Source organism: Streptomyces sp. NPDC048606, from assembly GCF_040650855.1.
GTDB lineage: Bacteria > Actinomycetota > Actinomycetes > Streptomycetales > Streptomycetaceae > Streptomyces.
In genome coordinates this window covers 34318-55214 of the sequence record NZ_JBEZIB010000003.1, presented here as the reverse complement: position 1 = coordinate 55214, position 20897 = coordinate 34318, and the positions used below count along the sequence as shown (strand labels likewise).

General features: G+C 72.6%; 17 protein-coding genes. 8 read left to right on the top strand and 9 right to left on the bottom strand.

Annotated features, from left to right (window positions below; all coding sequences use genetic code 11):
* The first annotated feature begins 13 nt into the window (after positions 1 to 13).
* A complete protein-coding gene (locus AB0D01_RS04365; RefSeq protein WP_363053493.1) occupies positions 14 to 1750 on the top strand; it encodes a GAF domain-containing protein in 1737 nt (578 codons plus the stop codon).
* A 16-nt stretch (positions 1751 to 1766) separates the two neighbouring features.
* Here the strand turns inward: AB0D01_RS04365 and AB0D01_RS04360 are convergent, their stop codons facing one another.
* A complete protein-coding gene (locus AB0D01_RS04360; protein WP_363053492.1) occupies positions 1767 to 2648 on the bottom strand; it encodes a Cof-type HAD-IIB family hydrolase in 882 nt (293 codons plus the stop codon).
* Between the two features lie 177 nt (positions 2649 to 2825).
* Here AB0D01_RS04360 and AB0D01_RS04355 point away from each other — a divergent pair, with 177 nt between their 5' ends.
* The gene (locus AB0D01_RS04355; RefSeq protein WP_363053491.1) at positions 2826 to 3728 is read left to right on the top strand and encodes an LLM class flavin-dependent oxidoreductase; all 903 of its coding nucleotides are present in this window, start codon (positions 2826 to 2828) and stop codon (positions 3726 to 3728) included.
* Between the two features lie 115 nt (positions 3729 to 3843).
* Here the strand turns inward: AB0D01_RS04355 and AB0D01_RS04350 are convergent, their stop codons facing one another.
* The 3 genes from AB0D01_RS04350 to AB0D01_RS04340 all read right to left on the bottom strand — a co-directional run bounded on the left by AB0D01_RS04350 (position 3844) and on the right by AB0D01_RS04340 (position 9495).
* On the bottom strand, positions 3844 to 6927 hold the full coding sequence (locus tag AB0D01_RS04350; protein WP_363053490.1) for a tetratricopeptide repeat protein: 3084 nt from the start codon (positions 6925 to 6927) through the stop codon (positions 3844 to 3846).
* Complete coding sequence (locus AB0D01_RS04345; RefSeq protein ID WP_363053489.1) at positions 6924 to 8825, bottom strand: HSP90 family protein; 1902 nt, start codon at positions 8823 to 8825, stop codon at positions 6924 to 6926. Before AB0D01_RS04345 ends, AB0D01_RS04350 begins: the two co-directional genes overlap by 4 nt.
* 130 nt (positions 8826 to 8955) lie before the next feature.
* Positions 8956 to 9495: an RNA 2'-phosphotransferase gene (locus tag AB0D01_RS04340; protein ID WP_363053488.1), complete on the bottom strand. Its 540-nt coding sequence runs from the start codon at positions 9493 to 9495 to the stop codon at positions 8956 to 8958.
* Positions 9496 to 9627: 132 nt separating this feature from the next.
* Between AB0D01_RS04340 and AB0D01_RS04335 the strand changes: the two genes are divergently transcribed.
* On the top strand, positions 9628 to 10569 hold the full coding sequence (locus tag AB0D01_RS04335) for an aquaporin (protein ID WP_363053486.1): 942 nt from the start codon (positions 9628 to 9630) through the stop codon (positions 10567 to 10569).
* 104 nt (positions 10570 to 10673) lie between these two features.
* Here AB0D01_RS04335 and AB0D01_RS04330 read toward each other — a convergent pair whose 3' ends face one another.
* The 3 genes from AB0D01_RS04330 to AB0D01_RS04320 form a co-directional block, all read right to left on the bottom strand.
* Positions 10674 to 11588, bottom strand: coding sequence for a MerR family transcriptional regulator (locus tag AB0D01_RS04330; RefSeq protein WP_363053485.1), 915 nt, complete (start codon positions 11586 to 11588; stop codon positions 10674 to 10676).
* Positions 11589 to 11774: 186 nt separating this feature from the next.
* Positions 11775 to 13583: an SDR family oxidoreductase gene (locus AB0D01_RS04325; protein WP_363053484.1), complete on the bottom strand. Its 1809-nt coding sequence runs from the start codon at positions 13581 to 13583 to the stop codon at positions 11775 to 11777.
* Positions 13580 to 14449 carry a M24 family metallopeptidase gene (locus tag AB0D01_RS04320; protein WP_363053483.1) on the bottom strand — a complete coding sequence of 290 codons (870 nt, stop codon included), beginning with the start codon at positions 14447 to 14449 and terminating at the stop codon, positions 13580 to 13582. Before AB0D01_RS04320 ends, AB0D01_RS04325 begins: the two co-directional genes overlap by 4 nt.
* Positions 14450 to 14750: 301 nt before the next feature.
* Here AB0D01_RS04320 and AB0D01_RS04315 point away from each other — a divergent pair, with 301 nt between their 5' ends.
* The 5 genes from AB0D01_RS04315 to AB0D01_RS04295 all read left to right on the top strand — a co-directional run bounded on the left by AB0D01_RS04315 (position 14751) and on the right by AB0D01_RS04295 (position 19036).
* Positions 14751 to 15740: an ABC transporter ATP-binding protein gene (locus tag AB0D01_RS04315; RefSeq protein ID WP_363053482.1), complete on the top strand. Its 990-nt coding sequence runs from the start codon at positions 14751 to 14753 to the stop codon at positions 15738 to 15740.
* Complete coding sequence (locus AB0D01_RS04310; protein ID WP_363053481.1) at positions 15730 to 16617, top strand: ABC transporter permease subunit; 888 nt, start codon at positions 15730 to 15732, stop codon at positions 16615 to 16617. The genes AB0D01_RS04315 and AB0D01_RS04310 overlap by 11 nt, the downstream gene beginning before the upstream one ends.
* Positions 16614 to 17525, top strand: coding sequence for an ABC transporter ATP-binding protein (locus AB0D01_RS04305; RefSeq protein WP_363053480.1), 912 nt, complete (start codon positions 16614 to 16616; stop codon positions 17523 to 17525). The genes AB0D01_RS04310 and AB0D01_RS04305 overlap by 4 nt, the downstream gene beginning before the upstream one ends.
* 14 nt (positions 17526 to 17539) lie before the next feature.
* A complete protein-coding gene (locus tag AB0D01_RS04300; RefSeq protein ID WP_363053479.1) occupies positions 17540 to 18259 on the top strand; it encodes an ABC transporter permease subunit in 720 nt (239 codons plus the stop codon).
* A gap of 111 nt (positions 18260 to 18370) precedes the next feature.
* Positions 18371 to 19036 (top strand): rhomboid-like protein, encoded by a 666-nt coding sequence (locus AB0D01_RS04295; protein WP_363053478.1) that lies wholly within the window; start codon positions 18371 to 18373, stop codon positions 19034 to 19036.
* Between the two features lie 89 nt (positions 19037 to 19125).
* On the opposite strand, the gene AB0D01_RS04290 is transcribed toward AB0D01_RS04295, so the two are convergent.
* Together AB0D01_RS04290 and AB0D01_RS04285 are read right to left on the bottom strand one after the other, a co-directional pair.
* Positions 19126 to 19767, bottom strand: a complete 642-nt coding sequence (locus tag AB0D01_RS04290; RefSeq protein ID WP_363053477.1) for a response regulator transcription factor — start codon at positions 19765 to 19767, stop codon at positions 19126 to 19128.
* Between the two features lie 10 nt (positions 19768 to 19777).
* Positions 19778 to 20770, bottom strand: coding sequence for a histidine kinase (locus tag AB0D01_RS04285; RefSeq protein ID WP_363053476.1), 993 nt, complete (start codon positions 20768 to 20770; stop codon positions 19778 to 19780).
* Between the last annotated feature and the right edge of the window lie 127 nt (positions 20771 to 20897).

The following is a 20897-nucleotide window of genomic DNA, read 5'->3' as shown; positions in this document are numbered from 1 at the left end:
TAGTCTCAAGGGCATGTCACTGCAGGAGTCTCAGGAATCACCGGAGCCGAACCGGGAAACACCGGACCCGTTGGAGGCCGCCACCCAGGCCACCCGGAGTCTGCAGGGGCTGTCCACCGAGCTGACCGCTCGGGTCCCGCAACTGCTGGAGGCCATGCGCTCGGTCGGCACCGGTCTCGAACTGCACTCCACGCTCGACCGCATCTGCGAGACCGCCGCCGAACTGGCGGACGCCCGCTACGCGGCGATCGGCGTCGTCGACACGGAAGGCCCCGGGCTCTCCGACTTCGTCACCTTCGGAGTCAGCCCCGCCCTGGCGCGCAAGATCGGCCACCGGCCGGACGGCAAGAGGGGGCTGCTCGGCGCGCTGATCTCCCACCCCGACACGGTCCGGCTCGCCGACCTGACGAAGGACCCCCGCTCGGCCGGGTTCCCCACGCACCACCCGCCGATGAAGACCTTCCTGGGCGTCCCGATCCGGGTGCAGGGCGAGATCTTCGGCAACCTCTACCTCGCCGAGAAGAACGGCGGCGGCGAGTTCAACGACTACGACGTCCACATGGTCCGCGTCCTGGCCACCGAGGCGGGGATCGCCATCGGCAACGCCCGCCTGTACGAGGCGGCGACGCAGCGCGAACGCTGGATCGACGGCTCGGTGGCCGTGACCACCGCCCTGCTGTCGGGCGGGGACGCGGACGACGCCCTCGCGGTGGTCGCCGAACAGGCGCGCAGGCTCGCCGACTCCGCCGCCGGGATCGTCCTGCTGCCGGCGGAGGAGGGCGGCATGGAGATCGTCGCGGTCTCCGCCGACAACCCGGCCAGCTCGCTCGGCGTCGTGATCCCCGCCGAGAGCCCGGTGGTGGGCCGGCTGCTGGAGGGGGAGCCGGTGTTCGTGGACGACGCCGCAGCCGACCCCCGCATGATCAGCAAGCTCACCAGCCAGTACGGCCCCTGCATGATGCTGCCCCTGCACAGCGGCGGACGGGTGCTGGGCGCCCTCGTCACACCGAGGGCCCGTGGCAAACGACCCTTCAGCGAGGCGGAGCGGACCCTCGCCACGCAGTTCGCCTCGCAGGCGGCCCTCGCCCTGATGATGGCCGAGGCCCAGCGGGACCGGGAACGCCTCGCGGTCTTCGAGGACCGCGACCGGATCGCGCGGGACCTGCACGACCTCGTCATCCAGAGGCTGTTCGCGACGGGGATGATGCTGGAGGGCGCGCAGCGCCGCTCCATCGTCCCCGAGGTCCGCGACGGGGTCGGCAAGGCCGTGGACGAGCTGGACGTGACGATCCAGGAGATCCGCACCGCGATCTTCGCACTCCAACAGGGACCGGCCGAGGCCCCGTCCGGACTGCGCACCCGCGTACTGCGGGAGATCAACATGGCCGCCGTGCCCCTGGGCTTCAAGCCCGCGCACCGCTTCCTCGGGCCGATCGACGCGGTCGTGGGCGAGCTCGTCGGCAAGAACCTGATCGCGGCCCTGCGCGAGGCCCTCTCGAACGCCTTCCGGCACGCGGACGCCTCGCGGATCGAGGTGGTGCTGGACTCCACCGTCACCCTGGCCGACGGCCGGCCCGGCGTCCGGCTGGAGGTCGCGGACGACGGGGTGGGGATCCCGGAGGGCGGCCGGCGCAGCGGACTGCGCAACCTGCGCCGCAGGGCCGAGTCCCTGGGAGGGTCGAGCTGGTACGGGCAGGGCATCGGCGAGGACGGCGGCGGGACCACCCTGGTGTGGGAGGCCCCGCTCTAGGCCTTGACGACAGACCCTAGGCGCGGGCCGCGCGGTCGGCGAGGATCGCCTCGATGACGATGGCCACCCCGTCCTCGTTGTTGGCGACCGTCTGACCCGAGGCGGCCGCGATCACGGCGGGGTGCGCGTTGCCCATGGCGTACGAGGTGCCGGCCCAGCTGAGCATCTCCACGTCGTTCGGCATGTCCCCGAAGGCGACGACCTCCTCGGGGGAGATGCCGCGCTCCGCGCAGCACAGGGCCAGGGTGCTGGCCTTGGAGACGCCGAGCCCGCTGACCTCCAGCAGGGCGGTCGGGCTGGAGCGGGTGATGGAGGCGTACTGGCCGGCGGCGGTGCGGGCCAGTTCCAGGAAGGCGTCCGGGGAGAGTTCGCCGTGGTGCGCGAGGAGCTTCAGGACGGGTGCGGTGCCGTCGTCCAGGTCCTCCTGGAGCAGCTTCTCCACGGTGGCGATGGTGGCGCCGGGGTCCTGGAAGAAGGGCGGATAGTCCGGCTCGTAGTTGATTCCGGTGGTCCGCTCGACGGCGAAGGAGGTGCCGGGCGCGGCGGCGCGCAGGGCCTCGACGACATCGAGCGCCGTGCCGCGGGGCAGCTCCCGGACCTGGACGAACTCCCGACCGGCGTGCAGGTCGACGACGGCCGCGCCGTTGGCGCAGATCGCCAGACCGTGGCCGTGGACGTGATCGGCGACCACGTCCATCCAGCGGGCCGGGCGGCCGGTCACGAAGAAGACCTCGATGCCGGCCTCCTCGGCGGCGGCGAGTGCGGCGACGGTGCGGAGCGAGACGGATTTGTCGTCGCGCAGCAGGGTGCCGTCGAGGTCGGTGGCGATGAGCCGGGGTGCGGGGGTTGGCCCGTCCGGGCGCTGGGGAGCCGAGGTCACCGCTCCATCTTCACTCATGGGTAGGGGCTCGTCGCCCATGATCATGATCATGGGGGTGATGTTTCACGTGAAACGTCGTCCGGGTGGCGTGTTTCACGTGAAACATCGCGCGGAGGGAGGCGGAGGGGCCGAGGGAGGCCGAGGGGGCGGCGGGGAACACGAGGGGCGCGGTGGGAACGTCGTAGGCTCGCTTGCATGAGTCTGCGTCTGAGCACCGTGATCCTGCCGTACCGCCCGTGGCACCAGGGTGGCCGTGATGAGTGGCAGAGGGCCGAGCGGCTCGGCTTCCACACCGCCTACACCTACGACCACCTGTCGTGGCGGACCTTCCGTGACGGCCCCTGGTACGGAGCGGTGCCCACGCTGACCGCGGCCGCCGCCGTCACCGACCGTATGCGACTGGGCACCCTGGTCACCTCGCCGAACTTCCGGCACCCGGTGACGCTGGCCAAGGACCTCATGACGCTGGACGACATCTCCGGCGGACGCCTCACCCTCGGTATCGGCGCAGGCGGCAACGGCTTCGACGCGACCGCGCTCGGTCAGGACGAGTGGAGCCCGCGGGAGCGGGCGGACCGCTTCGCCGAGTTCGTTCCGCTGCTGGACCGGCTGCTGACCGAACCCGCGGTGACCGAGCACGGCACGTACTACTCGGCCGTCGAAGCCCGCAACGTCCCCGGCTGCGTACAGCGCCCCCGGCTGCCCTTCGCCGTGGCGGCGACCGGGCCGCGCGGAGTGAAGCTCGCCGCGCGCCACGGCCAGGCCTGGGTGACCGCCGGCGACCCGAAGGTCTTCGAGGGCACTCCCGAGCAGTCCCTGGAGGCCCTGCGCGGCCAGCACCTGAAGCTCGACAAGGCCCTGTCGGAGATCGGCCGGGACAGCGCGACCATCGAGCGGGTCCTGCTGACGGGCTTCACCCCGGAACGCGCCACGATGCTGGAATCGGTGGACGCGTTCGTGGACTTCGCCGGTCGCCACCGTGAGCTGGGCTTCACCGAGCTGGTCGTCCACATGCCGATCGCCGACTCCGACTTCGCCGCCGACGACACCGTGTTCGAGCGGATCGCCACGGAGGCGCTCGGCCAGCTGGACGGCTGACCGGTCCGGTCGTACGCGAGCCCCCGGGCCCGCGAGTCGCCGCTCCGGCCCCGCTGTGTCGCGGGGCCGGAGCGGCATCGGTATGAGGACGTCAGGACGTCAGGACGTCACGGCGTCACGACGTCAGGTTGCCGTGGACCCGACGCGCCTCGGGAAGCAGCCACTCGGGGAGGCTGCCCTCGGGCCAGGCCTCGACCTCCTCGATCAGGGCCGAGACGCGGGCGGCGCCCACCTCCGGACGGCCCAGTTCCTGATCGGTCCAGGCGGCGTTGTTCAGGCACTGGAAGCGGTCCTGGACGTGGGCGGGTCCGAGGTCGGCGTAGAGCGCGGCCGCCCGGTCCCACAGGAGGATCTCCTCCAGGCGCAGGGCCTCGATCTCCGAGGAGTCCAGCCGCCGGTCCGGTCCGCCGGCCCGCTCACCGTTCTCGGTGCCGTGCTCAGAGCCGCTCTCGTCCTGGTCCTCGTCGCCGTCCTCGTCCTCGTCGTCGTCCGATTCCTGCGCGGTGACGAGGCGGTCGAGCACCTGGGCCAGCTGGTGCCAGGTCTGGGCCAGCTCCGAGCGAAGGTCGGTCGGAGCCGAGGCGTCCGGCTCGGCGGCCAAGGCCGTCTCCAGTACCCCGGCGGCCTCGTCCATCCGGCTCCGGGCCGTCGCCACCGCCGAGGTGGTGACGCCCTGACGCAGGCCCAGCCAGGCCAGCGAACGCAGGATCCGCACCTCGGCGATCACCGCCCCGCCGGCGTCGCGCCGCAGTTCGAGGGCCCGCTCGTAGGCGGCCACCGCCTCCTCGACCAGCCCCGCCTCGGAGAGGTGGTCCGCGGCCGACTGCGCGAGGCTCGCCTGTGGACGCGGGTCCTCCCAGTCCTTCGTCAGTTCCGCCGCCAGCAGGTACTGCTCGGCGGCGGCCCGCGAGTCGCGCAGCGCGCCCAGCAGGTCGCCGAGGAACTCCCGCGCCGACACCGCCTGCCCCTCGCCGTGTTCCAGCAGATCCGGCAGCGCCGACCGCAGTACCTCCGCGGCGTCGGCCGTCCTGCCCTCCCCCGCGTGGGCGCGGGCCAGGACCAGCCGCGCCTGCGCGCCGCCGTCGGCGCTCAGCCCGGCCTGGTCGAACCAGTGGGTCGCCGTCAGCGCGTGCTCGGCAGCCTCCGAAGCCGTCTCCCGACGCCGCACCAGGATGTCGGCGAGGGTGAGCCGTACGACGGCCTGCTCCTCGGGGTCGACGATCTCCTCGGAGTGCTCCAGCGCGGACCGTGCGGCCTCCTCGGCCTCCTGCGCCCGCCCCGACGACATGAGGACGCCGGCCCGCATGACGAGGGCGTCGACCGCCTGCCAGGGCCGGTCGGCCTCGATGGACCGGGTCGCGGAGGCGGCGAGCAGCGCGAGCGCGTGTTCCGTGTCGCCCCGCGAGAGGGTGAGCCGCCCCAGCAGTTCCTCGGCATCGGCGGCCAGGTCGGGCACGGTCTTCCCGTAGGAGGAGACGAAGGAGTCCAGCGCGTCGGCCAGAGCCGCGTGCCCGTCGCGGTCGTGCCCGTCGTGCCCGTCGTGCCCGTCGTGCCCCTCGTGGTCCCCGTGTTCGTGCCCGCCCTCGATCGAGCGCAGGTACGGCTCCAGGCGGAGCGCCGACAGCCGCGCGACCGCGATCCGCCGCTCCCGCACCGGCTCGGCCGGCTCCAGGGCCTCGGCGGCCCGCAGTCCGGCGGCCAACAGCTCCCGGACCTCCCCCGGTGCCGCCCCGTCCCGGGCCGCCACGGTCGCCAGGCGCAGCTGCGCCACGGCGGCGCGGTCCGCCCGGCCCAGGTCCCGGTATCCGTCCCGGGCGGCCGTCAGCAGGCGGGCCGCGTCCTCGGCTCCCGCCCGCGCGGCGGCGAGGGCCCGGTGGTCGGCGATGTCCGCCGCGAGCAGCGGGTCCACCTCGGACGCCGGGAGCGCGAGGACCCGTACGGCCAGCTGCTCCCAGAGCGCCGCGGCGCCCGGTCGGCCCGTGTCGCGGGCCTCGCGGGCCCGTTCCACCAGGCCGGAGACGTCCCGCGCGGTCGCCGGGTCCGCCGGGTCCGCCGCGGGCGCGGTGGGGCGGGCGGCCTGCGGGAGCGCCGCGCTGCGCACTCCGAGCGGCAGTACGTCGATCAGCGGTCGCCGCTCGATCCGGGTGCGGAACCGGTCGGAGACACGGGTGGTGCCGTTGCGCGCGTCGAAGCGGCGGGCGACGGCGAGGGCGCCCTCGGACAGCAGCCCGTGGAGTTCGGAGACGGTGCGGGGCACGCCCTCGTAGGGGACGGCGGGGCTGTCCCCGTGCCCCAGTTCCCGCAGTCGGCGCAGCAGGACGAGGATGCCGCCGTGGAAGGCGATCTGGTCGTCGACGTTGGCGAGGGGGCCCACGTGGGCGGCGTGGTCGGCCAGGATCTCCAGGCCGCGGGACTCGTTGCCGGTGAGGGCGCAGAACTCGATGTGCTTGCCGACCGAGGGCAGCAGGCTCTCGTTGCCCCGGACCAGGCGGTATCCGCGCAGGTGGTTCGAGCGGGCCTCGTCGACGCGCCCGAGGCGCAGCAGGGGCAGCAGGGAGGTCGCGAGGACCCGGTGGGGCTCCTCGGCGCAGGTCTGGTCGCCGTCGAGCACGGGCTTCCAGAGGTCGAGGGCCTTCGCGTCGTCGCCGCGCAGGACGGAGTACTGGCCCTGGCCGTTGAGCTCGCAGGCCACGCAGTCGCTCATGTCGTCGCGCTCGGCGGCGAGCCAGCGGGTGAAGGCGCGCTCGGCCCGGTCGTCGTCCCCGATGGCGTCGGCCAGCCACAGTTCGGACTCGCGGACGGGCCGTTCGCTGTAGCCGGCGAGGCGGTAGCGGCGTTCCATCTCGTCGAGCCAGCCGGTGGCGGATTCCACCGGAACCTCGGGCGAGTCGCCGATGGCCGTCGCCACCCACTTGAACTGCCAGAAGAGGGAGTGGGTGTCCCAGTGGGAGAAGGCCGCGGGGTCCTTGTCGTACTCCTGGAGCAGCCGGGAGAAGGGCACCAGCATCCTGGAGGACTCGGCGCTGTACAGGTAGGAGTTGATCAGGTTGTCGAGGGCCTCGCGGAACAGGGCGCCGTCGCCGCTCACCTCCGCGGCCGAGGCCAGGGCCTCGGCGTGGGCGTTGCGCGCCGAACCGTTGGGCGCCCGGCGGTTCTCCGTCAGGCCGTGCCGGATCTCGTCGGGGGTCAGGGACGTCACTTCGGGTCCTCCTGGATGTCGACGGAGTGGGTGGCCCATTCCAGGAGCCCGAGGAAGGCCCGGTTGAGCAGGGTGGTGTCGGCCGGGCGCAGCGGCCGCTGGGACATCAACAGCGCCTGTCCGTAGAGCGATTCGATGGCGGTGCCGGCCAGGGCGGGGTCGGGCAGGTCGGCGATGCGGCGGATCAGCGGGTTGTTGTGGTTCAGCACCAGGCGGGCGCGCGGTCCCGTGCCGCGCAGGGAGCCGAGGATGCCGCTCCACAGGGAGTCGGCGCTCTCCAGGGCGGCGGTGCGGTCGCGTTCCTGCCGGGCCTGGCGGTCGTCGAGGTAGAGCGCCGGGACGGACACGGGCTGGAACGCGCGCAGCACGACGTCGCAGCTCTGCGGCTCCAGTCGGGTGCGGGCCGTGGCCAGGAAGGAGGCGAGGGCGAGTTCGACGCCGGTGGGTACGGGGTCCAGGCGCTCGGTGACGGCGCCCGCGTCGAGTTCGGTGACCTTGAGCTCCGGGCGGACGGCGGGCAGCAGGGCCAGCAGGTCCGCGTCGTAGGTGTAGCCGGCGTTGATGACGCCGAGGCCGTGGGCGGCCGCGATCGGGGCGATCTGGCGGAACTCCTCGACGGTGCGCGTGAAGTGGATGTCGCTGTGGGCGGCGGCGAACTCCTCCAGGCTCATGGCGCCGTCGCTCGTCTCGAACGGCAGCCACGGAAGCATCAGGCCGAGCAGTTCGGCGTCGTGCCGGGCCAGGGACTTCACGCCGAGGTGGTGGACGCCGAGGAACGCCGCCAGGCGCTCGGGCTCGCTCGCGGCGAGTTCGGCGAGCCAGGACCGTACGCGGCTCCCCAGGGCCTCGCGCACGGCGGCCAGGGTCTCGTCGTCGTAGAGGTTCTCGCGGGAGGCGGTGGGTCGCAGCGTGTCGGTGTCGAGGACGACGCGGACGAAGAAGGCCCAGTCGGGCAGCAGGTTGTCGGCCTGGTCGGTGAGCAGCATGCCCTTGAGGTGGACGCGGTGTCCGGACCGGTGGGCGGGGCTGGTCGGCTCGGGCAGGACGTACGCGACCCCGCGCACGCCGGCGACGGGCAGGTCGAGGTCGATGCTGTCGAGCGGGGTGAAACCGAAGAGGGCCGCGCAGTGTCCGGCGAGCGCGACGCGGCGGGCGGCCGGGGTGGGGAAGGCGCGGTCCCACACGGCGGGTCGGTCGGTGATCGGGCGCGGTTCGCCGCCGGTGCCGTCGTCGAAGGTGATCTCGTGGGGCAGCAGGGAGCCGTAGTCGCGGGCGAGCTGCTCGACCTTGGCGGGGGCGGTCCACTCCTCGGCGCCCGGGCGGGCCTGGAGGTGGACGGTGGTGCCGGGCTCCGGGCGGGCCTCGTGCGGGAGTTCGCGGACGGTGTAGGAGCCGTCGTCGGTGGCGAGCCACTCCACGGGGGCGGCGTCGGGCCGGCGGGCGGAGCGGGTGACGACGCGGATCTGCCGCGCGACGACGAAGCAGGCGAGCAGGCCGATGCCGAACTGTCCCAGGAACTCCTGGCGGGTGGTTTCCAGTCCCCGGACGGTGTCGGCGGTGTCGTCGCCTCCCCGCTTCGAGCTGCGGCCGATCGTGGCCAGGAGGGAGTGGGCCTCCTCGGCGGTCAGGCCGATGCCGGAGTCCTCGATGGTGACGCCGCCGGCGGAGGCGGACAGGCGGATGCGCACCGGCGCGCCGGGTTCGTGCGCGTGGCGGGCGGTGATGGCGTCGACGGCGTTCTGCAGCAGCTCGCGGACGTAGACGCGCGGGCTGGAGTAGAGGTGGTGGGAGAGCAGGTCGACCAGACCGCGCAGGTCGACCTGGAAGCTGTTGACCTCGGCGGACTCCGCTCCGGGGGAGGAAGGGGAGGGGGTCGGGGAAGGGGATGTGGACGTCATGGGGCGTCACCTCGCATGCGCGTGTGGGAGATTCGGCGATCGCGAGGTACCCCCCCTCACGTATCCCGGAGTGAGCAACAGGGTAGGGGGATGATCCGACAATCCCCCCTCGAATTCCGGGCCGGTCGGGCTACGGGAGGCGCAGGAACCGCGGCGGTACGGCCTCGGTCAGCCACACGCCGTTCGCGCTGACGCGGAAGACGTGACCGGCCGCGCGCATCGCGCCGGCGTCGACGGCCAGCACGATCGGCCGGCCCCGGCGCGCGCCCACCCGGGTCGCGGTCTCGCGGTCGGGCGAGAGGTGTACGTGGTGGCGGGCCATCGGGCGCAGGCCCTCGGCGCGGATCGCCTCCAGGGCCCGGGCGACGGTGCCGTGGTAGAGCCAGGCGGGCGGTTCGGCCTCGGGGAGGTCCAGGTCGACCGCGACCGTGTGGCCCTGGTTGGCCCGGATGCGGGTGCCGTCGACGGCGAAGCGCTGCTTGTCGTTGGAGGCGACCACGTGGTCGAGCTCCTCGCGGGTGAGGGGGAATCCGTGGGCCGCGGCGGCGGCCAGGAGGTCGTCGATCTCCACCCATCCCCGGGGGTCGAGCGTCAGTCCGATGCGTTCCGGCTGATGGCGCAGGTGTTTCGAGACGTATTTGGACACCTTCACGGTGCGTTTGTCGTCCATTCCCCCAGCCTGCCGGGTCGGGAGGGGCTCCGGCAGGGATTTTTCGCCGCCCGTCACAGGGTGGACACCTCTATCGTGATTCCGAGATACGGAATACATTTTCCACTGGACTGCTGCCCAGAGGGAGAATTCATGACAGAACAGGCTTCACTGCTGCGACGCGCGACGGCCGAGTTCGTCGGCACCGCGAGTCTGCTCGTGGTGGTGATCGGCTCAGGGATCCAGGCCTCCGCCCTCAGCCCCGACACGGGCGTCGCCCTCGTCGCCAACTCCCTCGCGTCCGCGATCGGCCTCGGGCTGATCATCACCCTCCTCGGGCCGCTGTCCGGCGCGCACCTGAACCCCGTCGTCACCCTGACCGCCTGGTGGGCCCGCCGCACCGGCGGCGAGGGGCTCGGCGGCCGTGAGGCCCTGTCCTACGCCGCGGCCCAGACGGCCGGCGCCGTCGCGGGCGCCGCGGTGGCCGAGGCGATGTTCGGCCGCACCCCCGGCGTCCTCTCCACCCAGGTCCGCGACGGCGGGCACCTGCTCATCGGGGAGATCGTCGCCACCGCCGGGCTGATCCTGGTCATCCAGGGCCTGGGCCGCATCGGCCGGGCGAAGCTGATCCCGACCGCGGTCGCCGCGTACATCGGCGCAGCGATCTGGTTCACCTCCTCCGGCTCCTTCGCCAACCCGGCCGGCTCCGTCGGACGCGCCTTCAGCGACTCCTTCACCGGCATCGCCCCGCAGTCGCTGCCCGGATTCGTCGCGGCGCAGTTGGTGGGCGGCGTCCTCGGTCTCGCCCTCGCCACCCTGCTCTACGGGCGCGAGCGCCGGGGCCGTGCCCAGGACCCGGCGGATGTCGTACCGGTGGCCGTCCTGCCGACGGACGTCATACCGGTGACGGTCGTACCGACGGACGCCGTGGCGGAAGAGGTCGTGGCGGCGCAGAACGTACCGACGGAGGTCGTGCCGGGCGAGGTCGTGCCGGCCGAGACGGCCTCGGCGGAGAAGCCGGAGAAGCCGGAGAAAACCGGACCGGGCGTGGCCGATATCGCGCGCGGGGGCGGCGCGTTCGAGACCGCCGTCTGAGGATCAGAGCGCGTTGCCCACAGGAAAAGGGCACTTGTCCACAGCTGTTTCGGATGGTTTCGGGGACAAGGATGCGATTCGCCCTGTGGACTGCTGATCGAGCACTATCGGCCGCCCCTGCGCGCCAGATCGTTCATCGTCCGGGCCTGGAGCTCCCGCTCCGTCGCGGCCCGGACGAACTCCGCCACGTGATCGGGCCCCACCAGCTCCTGCACCGCCCGCACCGTCTCGGCCGGCAGGGCCACGGGTGAGGGGCCCGACGGCTGCGCCGCCCCGGCCGTGCCCAGGTGTTGCTGGAGGTGCCGGGTCGCGAACAGCCGCATCGCCCGTGCGAGCTCCGCGTCCACCGACTGTTGGGCGAGCGGGCGCAGCCGGCGGACCATCGTCGCCGCCTCCGCCGCGTCCGCGTCCGTCGGCGGCACCTCACCGAGGTAGCGCGCGAAGACGTGCTCGGTGGTGAAGTCCAGGAAGCGCGAAGCGATGTGCTCGACCTGGCCCCGCAGCTCGCGCAGGTGCCCGGTGATCGCCGACAGCGGCACCCCGGCCGCGTACAGCTCGGCCGCGACCGCCAGTTCCTGGGGCGAGGGCACCAGGAACTCGTCCGGCCGTCCCGGGATCCGCTCCAACACCCCCAGCTCGCAGGCCTCTCCCACCGCGTCGTCGTCGGGCAGGCCGCCGAACCGCTCGTCGAGGTCGGCCCGGGTGATCCGGGCCGCCTCCTCGTCGGTCCACGGCCCGTGCACCTCCGCGACCAGTCCCAGTACGCCGCCCAGGCCGCGGCCCGCGTCCCAGGCCTCCAGCAACTCCTTGATGGAGGCCAGGGTGTAGCCCCGGTCCAGCAGGTCGGCGATCTGACGCAGCCGGGCCAGATGGGTGTCCCGGTAGACGTTGGACCGGCCGCGGCGCTCCGGCTTCGGCAGCAGACCGCGGTCCTGGTACGCGCGGATCGTGCGCACCGTCGCCCCGCTGTGGTGCGCCAGATCCTCGATCCGGTACTCGGCTACCGCCTGATCGGACAATCCCGGCTCCCTACGACATGGCGGCTCGGCCGGCCGCGCCCGCCGCGGCCCGGGCGGCAGGTGACGCCGCCAGGAACTCGACCGCACCGCGCGACGAGCCCTCCTGCGAGGGATGGTACGACCGCCGGAAGTAGGGGGGTATGCCCGTGCCGGGCCCGGTGCGCCGGGTCGGCCTCCCCGGCGGGGTCACAGCCGGGGCTCCAGCTTCGCGATCCGCCGCAGCGTGCGCGGCGCGAACCGCGACAGCCACAGGGCGCCCTTGGACTCCGGGGTCACCGGCACCACGGCCTGGTTCTTCACGACGGCGAGCAGGATCGCGTCGGCGACCTTCTCCGGCGGGAAGTTGCGCAGCCCGTACAACCGGGAGGACCGTTCCTGGCGCCGCTTCTCCTCGGCCTCGTCCACTCCGGCGAAACGGGAGGTGGCGGTGATGTTGGTGTTGACGATGCCGGGGCAGATCGCCGAGACGCCGATGGACCGGGAGGCCAGCTCCGCGCGCAGGCACTCGCTCAGCATCAGCACCGCGGCCTTCGAGGTGCTGTAGGCGGGCAGGGTCCGCGAGGGAAGGTAGGCGGCGGCGGAGGCGGTGTTGACGATGTGGCCGCCCTGCCCGCGCTCGGCCATCTGCCGGCCGAAGATCCGGCAGCCGTGGATGACCCCCCACAGGTTCACGTCGAGGACCTTCTTCCAGTCCTCGGCGCTGGTGTCCAGGAAGGAGCCGGAGAGCCCGATCCCGGCGTTGTTGACCAGGACGTCCACGATCCCGTACTCGGCGGCGACCTTCGCCGCGAGCTTCTCCATCGCCTGTTCGTCGCTGACGTCCACGCACTCGCCCCAGGCTTCGGGGGCGCCCACGAGGCGGGCCATCTCGGCGGTGCGGGCCGCGCCCTCGGCGTCCCGGTCCACGGCCACCACCCGCGCCCCGGCCTCGGCGAACGCGAAGGCGGTGGCCCGGCCGATGCCGCTTGCGGCGCCCGTGACCAGGACGAGCTGCCCGCCGAAGCGGTCGGCGTACCGGCCGGGGGCCTTCTGCTCGGGAGCCCGGGCGGCCGGCTCCTCGCGCGCCGTGACGAACTCCGAGATCCACGCCGACACCTGGTCGGGCCGCGTGCGCGGGATCCAGTGCTGGGCGGGCAGGGTCCGCCGCACCAGGTCGGGAGCCCACAGCTCCAGGTCGTCGTAGAGCCGCGGCGACAGGAAGGCGTCCTCGGTCGGGACGATCAGCTGCACCGGCACGTGCGCGTACGCGTCGGCGCGCGGCCTGCGCATCCGGCCCCGTACGTTGTCGCGGTAGAGCCAGGCGCCGTGCGCGGCGTCCGAGACGAGCGAGTCCGTCGGGTAGGCGCCGGCCGGGACCTTCTCCACCCGTTCGAGGATCTTCGGCCACTGCTTGCCGAGCGGTCCGCGCCAGGCCAGCTCCGGCAGCGCCGGCGCGTGCAGCATGCCGACGTACCAGGACTTCGACCCCTGCCTGAGGAGCTGGGCGGCGCGGACCGGGGTGGGCCGCGCCAGCCGCTTCTTGATCCAGTGCCCGAAGTGGTCCAGGGAGGGGCCCGACATCGAGGTGAAGGAGGCGATGCGCCCCTCGGTCCGGGCCACCGTCGCGAACTCCCAGCCCTGGACGGAGCCCCAGTCGTGCCCCACCAGGTGCACCGGGCGGTCCGGGCTGACGGCGTCCGCCACGGCCAGGAAGTCGTCGGTCAGCTTCTCCAGGGTGAACCCGCCGCGCAGCGGCACCGGCGCGGAGGAACGCCCGTGGCCCCGTACGTCGTACAACACCACGTGGAAGCGGGAGGCGAGCCGCTGCGCGACCTCCGACCACACCTCCTTGCTGTCCGGGTAGCCGTGCACCAGCACGACCGTCGGCCGGTCGGGGTCGCCGAGTTCCACGACGCACAGCTCGATCCCGCCGGTGGCCACCCGGCGCTCGCGCCCGCCCGCCAGGGCCCCCGTCGCCGTACGGCCGGTGCCGCTCGTCCCGCTCGCCTCGCTCATGCCGTCTTCTCCTCAGCCCAGCGCCGCACGTGCGGCAGGTCGTCGTCCAGCCAGAACGCGCTTTCCTCGGGATCCCGGGAGTCGGTGACGACCAGGATCTCCTCGAACTTGGCGCCGGTCCCCCGGAAGCCCAGGTGCGGCTCCACCGCCCACAGACCGGGCTGCGGCGGATGATCGGAGAAGTGGTACGGACTCCACAACGGGGACCACCCCTCGCGGTGCCCGTGCAACGCGTCCGAGGCCAGCCCGCGCAGGGATCGGGTGCCGAACCCGAAGGCGGTCGGGGACCAGCGGCGCTCCTTGACGCGGTCTATTTTGTGCGCGATGACGCCGAAGGGGTAGGCGCGGTGCCGGTTGGCGTACCCCTGGCGGGTCATCAGCCGCTCGACGTTCTCGTAGATCTCGCGCAGCGAGCGGCGTTCGCGCACCTGCTCCAGGATCAGTTCGCGGTGCGGCCGCAGGTCCGACATCAAGCGGTCCTGCACCGGATGGAGACCGAGGCTGCCCGAGTAACCGATGTCGGCCGCGTAGCCCCGGTGGACGGGCGCCATGTCGAGGATGAACGGCATCCCCGGCTCCAGCCTGCGGCCCGTCGGGAAGAACTGGAGGGGAACCTTGAAGTTCGCGAAGGCCGTACGGTCCCCGAACCAGGCGAAGGGCAGGTGGAACCAATCCCGCACCCCGCGCTCGCGCAGCCAGTCCCGCTGCATCCGCGCCGCCTCGCGCTCGGTCACCCCCGGTCGCAGCTGCGCCGCCACGGCCTCGGCGCACTCGTAGGCGAGGCGCTGTACCTCTCTGAAGCCGCGCAGCTCGGCCGAGAGCCGTCCGGACCCGTACACGGTGCGTTGCTCGGTGTGCCCAGCCATGCCTGCCGTCCGTCCCTGTAGCCCTGCGCGCCCGAAACTTGACACTGATGAATGTGACAATGACCGGAGATCACGTCAAGGGTCGTGCGCGGACCTGTGGACAACCCGGCCGGAATCCGGTCCGAATCCGGTCCGATCACGGTCCGAACCCGGACGGAACACGGTCGCGACAGCGCCCCCACCGGTGCCCCCACCCGGCCGGCCATCAACCTTCCGTCCGCCCGTGTAGTCCTCAAGGCTGAGACCGGATCCCGCTCCAGGTCTGACGATCCGCCGACCGCGCGGCACTAACGTCGATCGCGTGACTGTCATCGCGACCGAAAGCCTGAGCAAGCGGTACCCCCGAGTGACCGCCCTCGACCGGCTCTCCCTGGACATCGGGCCCGGAGTGACCGGCCTCGTGGGCGCCAACGGAGCCGGCAAGTCCACGCTGATCAAGATCCTGCTCGGACTGTCCCCCGCCACCGAGGGCCGCGCCGCCGTGCTCGGACTCGACGTCGCCACGCATGGCAGTGCCATCCGTGAGCGCGTCGGCTACATGCCCGAACACGACTGCCTGCCCCCCGACGTCTCGGCCACCGAGTTCGTTGTCCACATGGCACGCATGTCGGGCCTGCCGCCGGCCGCCGCCCGCGAGCGGACCGCCGACACGCTGCGCCACGTCGGCCTGTACGAGGAGCGCTACCGCCCCATCGGCGGGTACTCCACCGGCATGAAGCAGCGCGTCAAGCTGGCGCAGGCCCTCGTCCACGACCCGCAGTTGGTCCTGCTCGACGAGCCGACCAACGGTCTCGACCCGGTCGGCCGCGACGAGATGCTCGGCCTGATCCGCCGCGTGTACACCGACTTCGGCATCTCGGTCCTGGTCACCTCCCACCTCCTCGGCGAGCTGGAGCGGACCTGCGACCACGTGGTCGTCGTCGACGGCGGCAAGCTGCTGCGCTCCAGCTCCACCAGTGACTTCACCCAGACCACGACGACCCTCGCCGTCGAGGTGACCGACTCCGACGCCCACCCGGACGGCACCGCCGCCCTGCGCGAGGCGCTCACCGCCGCCGGCATCGCCCTGCACGCGGGCGAGGAACAGGGCCTGCCCGGCGCCGGTCACATCCTCCTCGTGGAGGCCAAGGGCGAGCACACGTACGACACGGTCCGCGACACCGTCGCCGACCTCGGCCTCGGTCTGGTCCGCATGGAACAGCGCCGCCACCACATCGCGGAGGTCTTCCGCGACAACGACCGGCAAGCCCCGTCCAGCCGGCAGAAGGGAGCCGGTACCGATGGCGCCTGACACCTCGACCCAGATCCACAACATCGGCTACCGGTCCTACGACGGCGCCCGGCTCGGCCGCGCGTACGCCCGGAAGTCGCTGTTCTCGCAGTCCCTGCGCGGAGCCTACGGACTCGGCCGGTCCGCCAAGTCCAAGGTCCTCCCGATGATCCTCTTCGCGGTGATGTGCGTTCCCGCGCTGATCATCGTCGCGGTGGCCATCGCCGTCCCGGGCTCCACCGACCTGCCGATCAAGTACACGACGTACGCCCTGACCACCCAGGTGGTCATCGGCCTCTACCTCGCCTCCCAGGCACCCCAGTCGGTCTCCCGCGACCTGCGCTTCAAGACGGTGCCGTTGTACTTCTCCCGGCCCATCGAGCGCGTCGACTACGTCGTCGCCAAGTACGCGGCCATGGCCTCGGCCCTCTTCATCCTCACCGCCACCCCGCTGCTGATCATGTGGATCGGCTCGCTGCTGGCGAAGTTCGACTTCGGCGACCAGACCAAGGGATTCGCACAGGGAATGGTGTCCGTCACGCTCCTGTCGCTGCTGTTCGCGGGACTCGGCCTGGTCATGGCCGCCCTCACCCCGCGCCGCGGGTTCGGTGTCGCGGCCGTCATCGGTCTGCTGCTCATCCCCTACGGCGCCGTCTCCACCGTGCAGGCCGTCGCCTACTCGACCGGCAACACCGGCGCCATCGACTGGCTCGGCCTGCTGTCCCCGATCACCCTGATCGACGGGGTCCAGACCGCCTTCCTCGGCGCGACCTCCGCCTTCCCCGGCGGCGAGGGCCCCGCGGCCGGTGTCGGCGTCGTCTACCTGATCGTCGTCCTCGCCCTCATCGTCGGCTCCTACGCCGCTCTGATGGCCCGCTACCGGAAGGCCGGGCTGTGACCATCATCGACATCGACCACACCTCCCGCTGGTTCGGGAACGTCGTCGCCGTCAACGACGTGACCATGCGCATCGGTCCCGGCGTCACCGGCCTCCTCGGCCCCAACGGCGCCGGGAAGTCGACCCTGATCAACATGATGGGCGGCTTCCTCGCGCCCTCCACGGGCACCGTCACCCTCGACGGCGCCCCGATCTGGCGCAACGAGCAGGTCTACAAGCAGATCGGCGTCGTGCCCGAGCGCGAGGCCATGTACGACTTCCTCACCGGCCGGGAGTTCGTCGTCGCCAACGCCGAGCTCCACGGCCTCGACGACGCGGCGGCCCAGCGGGCCCTCGCGACGGTCGAGATGGAGTACGCCCAGGACCGCAAGATCTCCACGTACTCCAAGGGCATGCGCCAGCGCGTGAAGATGGCCTCGGCCCTCGTCCACGACCCGTCCGTCCTGCTCCTGGACGAGCCCTTCAACGGCATGGACCCGCGCCAGCGCATGCAGCTGATGGACCTGCTGCGGCGGATGGGCGCCGAGGGCCGCACCGTCCTGTTCTCCTCCCACATCCTGGAGGAGGTCGAGCAGCTCGCCTCGCACATCGAGGTCGTCGTCGCCGGCCGGCACGCCGCCTCCGGCGACTTCCGCCGGATCCGGCGCCTGATGACGGACCGCCCGCACCGCTACCTGGTCCGTTCCTCCGACGACCGGGCCCTCGCCGCGGCCCTGATCGCCGACCCGTCGACGGCCGGCATCGAAGTCGACCTGAAGGAGGGGGCCCTGCGCATCCAGGCCGTCGACTTCGGCCGCTTCACGACCCTGCTGCCGCAGGTCGCCCGCGCGCACGGCATCCGACTGCTGACGGTCTCGCCCTCCGACGAGTCCCTCGAATCGGTCTTCTCCTACCTCGTCGCGGCCTGAAGGAGCTGGCACCCATGTACAACCCCACCGTCGCCCGGCTCACCTACCGGGCCCTGCTCGGCCGCCGCCGCGCCGCGATCCTCTTCGCGCTCCCCGCCCTGCTGATCGCCATCTCGCTCGCCGTGCGCCTCCTGACGGGCGTCGACGACAAGGTGGCGGCCGACCTCCTCGGCGGCTTCGCCCTCGCGACGATGGTCCCGCTGATCGGCGTCATCGCCGGCACCGGAGCCATCGGCCCCGAGATCGACGACGGCTCGATCGTCTACCTGCTCTCCAAGCCGGTGAGCCGCCCGACGATCATCATGACGAAGCTGACCGTCGCGATCGCCGTCACGATGGCCTTCTCCGCGATCCCCACCCTCATCGCCGGATTCATCCTCAACGGCAACGGCCAGCAGATCGCCGTCGCCTACACCGTCGCGGCGCTCGTCGCCTCGATCGCCTACAGCGCGCTCTTCCTCCTGCTGGGCACCGTCAGCCGGCACGCGGTCGTCTTCGGCCTCGTCTACGCGCTGATCTGGGAGTCGCTCTTCGGCAGCCTGGTCTCCGGCGCGAAGACCCTCAGCGTCCAGCAGTGGGCGCTCTCCCTCGCAGAGAAGGTCGCCGGGGAGGGCTACGTCGACGCGACCGTCGGCCTGCCCACCGCGGTGATCCTGCTCGTCGCGGTCACCGTCGGGGCCACGGCCTACGCGGGCCAGAAGCTGCGCCGGCTCACCCTGGCCGGCGAGGAGTAGGACCGGCCCCCCGCCGACGACCTCACGGGGAAAGTGCCCCGCTCCACGGGGAAGTGCCCCGCCCGGCCCACCGGCCGGGCGGGGCACCGTCGTACGCGGGATCATCGGTGCATGATCGAGCACACCGAGCCCGAGCCGTCCAGGCCGCTGCGGTCCTGGATACGCTCCTCGCCCGGTACGCACGTCTGGCTCCTGATCATCGTGGTCACCGGCATCGTCGTCGCGATCGCCCCGGACCGGGTCGACCACGCCCTGTTCCACCGCAACAGCAGCAACATCCACCAGCTCGACCAGTACCCGATACGCGCCCTGATCGGCAGCGCCTTCTGGATCGAGAACCCGGCGTCGCTCCCCCTCTACGCCCTGCTCTTCGAGGTCTTCCACGCCACCGTCGAACGCTGGCTCGGCACCCTGCGCTGGCTCCTGATCGTCGCCACCGCCCACGTGGTCGCCACGCTCGCCAGCCAGAAGCTCCTGCTCATGGCCATCCAGGACCACCGCGCGCCGCACAGCATGACGCACGTCGTCGACATCGGAGTCAGCTACGGGATCGCCGCGTCGGTCGGCGTGTTGACCTACCGCCTCCCCGACCCCTGGAGATGGCTCTACCTCGCCGGAGCCGTCGCCTTCTTCGGGATCCCGCTCCTCACCGGGGGCACGTTCACCGACTTCGGTCACGCCGTGTCCCTCGCCGTGGGGCTGCTGGCCTGGCCCCTGACGTTGCACCCCCAGCCGTACACGGACCGCCTGCCGGGGCATGTTTCACGTGAAACATGAGCCGGATCCCTCGTGAAACATGAGCCGGATCCCTCGTGAAACACGAGCCGGAGTCCTCGTGAAACACGAGCCCGTGGCGCTCCGCGGCCCTACTCCGGGCCCACCACCCCGTGCTCCCAGGCCCACGCCGCGATGCCCACCCGGTTCCGGGCCCCGACCTTGCCCTGCACGTTCGCGATGTGCGTCTTGGCCGTCCCCGCGGTGATGAACAGCTCCGCCCCGATCTCCGCGTTCGTCCGCCCCCGGGCCACCAGCCGCACGATGTCGAGCTCGCGCCCCGTCAGCACCCCCGCGGCGGGCGTCGACGTCCTCGCCTCGGGGGCCGAGAGCCGGCTCAGCAGCCGCACCGTGATCTGGGGGCTGATCAACGTGTCCCCGGCCATCGCCGCCCGGACCCCCTCGATCAACAACGCCGGACCGGACCGCTTCAGGAGGAACCCGCAGGCCCCGGCCCGCAGCGCGCCGTGCACGTACTCGTCGAGGTCGAAGGTGGTCACCACCACGACCCGGGTCCGGGGGGCCAGCAGCCGGGTCACCTCCAGCCCGTCGAGGCGGGGCATGCGGATGTCCGTCAACACGAGGTCGGGGTCGAGTTCCCGGGCCAGGGACACCGCGGTCCGACCGTCGGCCGCCTCCCCGACCACCGTCATGTCGGGCTGCGAGTCGAGGACCAGCCTGAACCCGCTGCGGATGTCCTCTTGGTCGTCGGCTATCAGGATGCGCGTGGTCACCGCGCCATGATCACCCGTGACCGGTCCCCTCCGCCGGGAAGACCGCCGAAACCCGCCATCCCCCGTCATCGGTCGGGCCCGCCCCGAACGTCCCCCGCGCGGCCTCCACCCGCTCCCGCAGCCCGACGAGCCCCGAGCCGCCGGTGGGCCGCCGTCTGGATGCGCGCCCCCGTGCGGTGCGCGCGGGCGCTGTGTTGGCCACGGCCAGCTCGATCCCGCCCGGAGCCCGGCGCAGGGTCACCCGTACGGTGTGCGCGCCGGGCGCGTGCCGCCGTACGTTCGTCAGCGCCTCCACCGCGACTCGGTAGGCGGCGGTGTCCGCCTCCCGGGACAGCCCCGCCGGCGCCCCCGGCTCCGTCTCCCACACGCCCCCCTCGAACCGGTCCACGAGCCCCGCCAGCTCCGAGAGCCCCGGGGCCGAGGTCGCGTCCCCGCCGCCCGCCTCGCGCAGCGCGTGCACCGTCCGGTCCATCGAGGCCAGCGCGCTCAGCCCCGCCGCCTCGATGCGCTCCAGGGCGCGCAGGGCCTGACGGGGGTCGGAGCCCGCGACGAACCGGGCCGCCTGTGCCTGGACGACGATGGCGCTCACGTCGTGGGCGACGAAGTCGTGCAGGTCCCGGGCCAGTTCGAGCTGTTGGTCGCGCCGTGCGTCCCGGACGGCCCGCCGGGTCCGCGAGGCCTGCCGGCGCAGGTGGAGGCCCACCCCGGTGGCGCCCAGCGCGGGGACGGCCCAGAAGGCCCCCGCGCCACAGGCCTCCAGCCACGACCCCTGATCCCACACCAGGGCCGCCGGCCACAGGGCCACCGCGCCGACCCCCAGGGCGGCCGCGATGGTGCCGGGGAGCACCGGCGACCACCGCGCCACCAGCCCCAGCAGCACGAGCAGCGGGACCATGCCGGCCATGGACCACGTACCGCCCGTCCCGGTCAGCGAACCGAGGGCGGACAGCGCGGCGGTGCCCACCAGGGCGGGGGCGTACGGGAATCGCGGATGGCTGGTCATGCGGCGACCCTACGAGCGCGACCCGGACCGGGCCATCCGCCGTTCGGCAGAGGTGGGTTGAGGGGCCGACGCCATGGCCCGCCGATCGGCCGACGGTGGCGGGCGGGGGTGAAATTCGCTGGTAAGG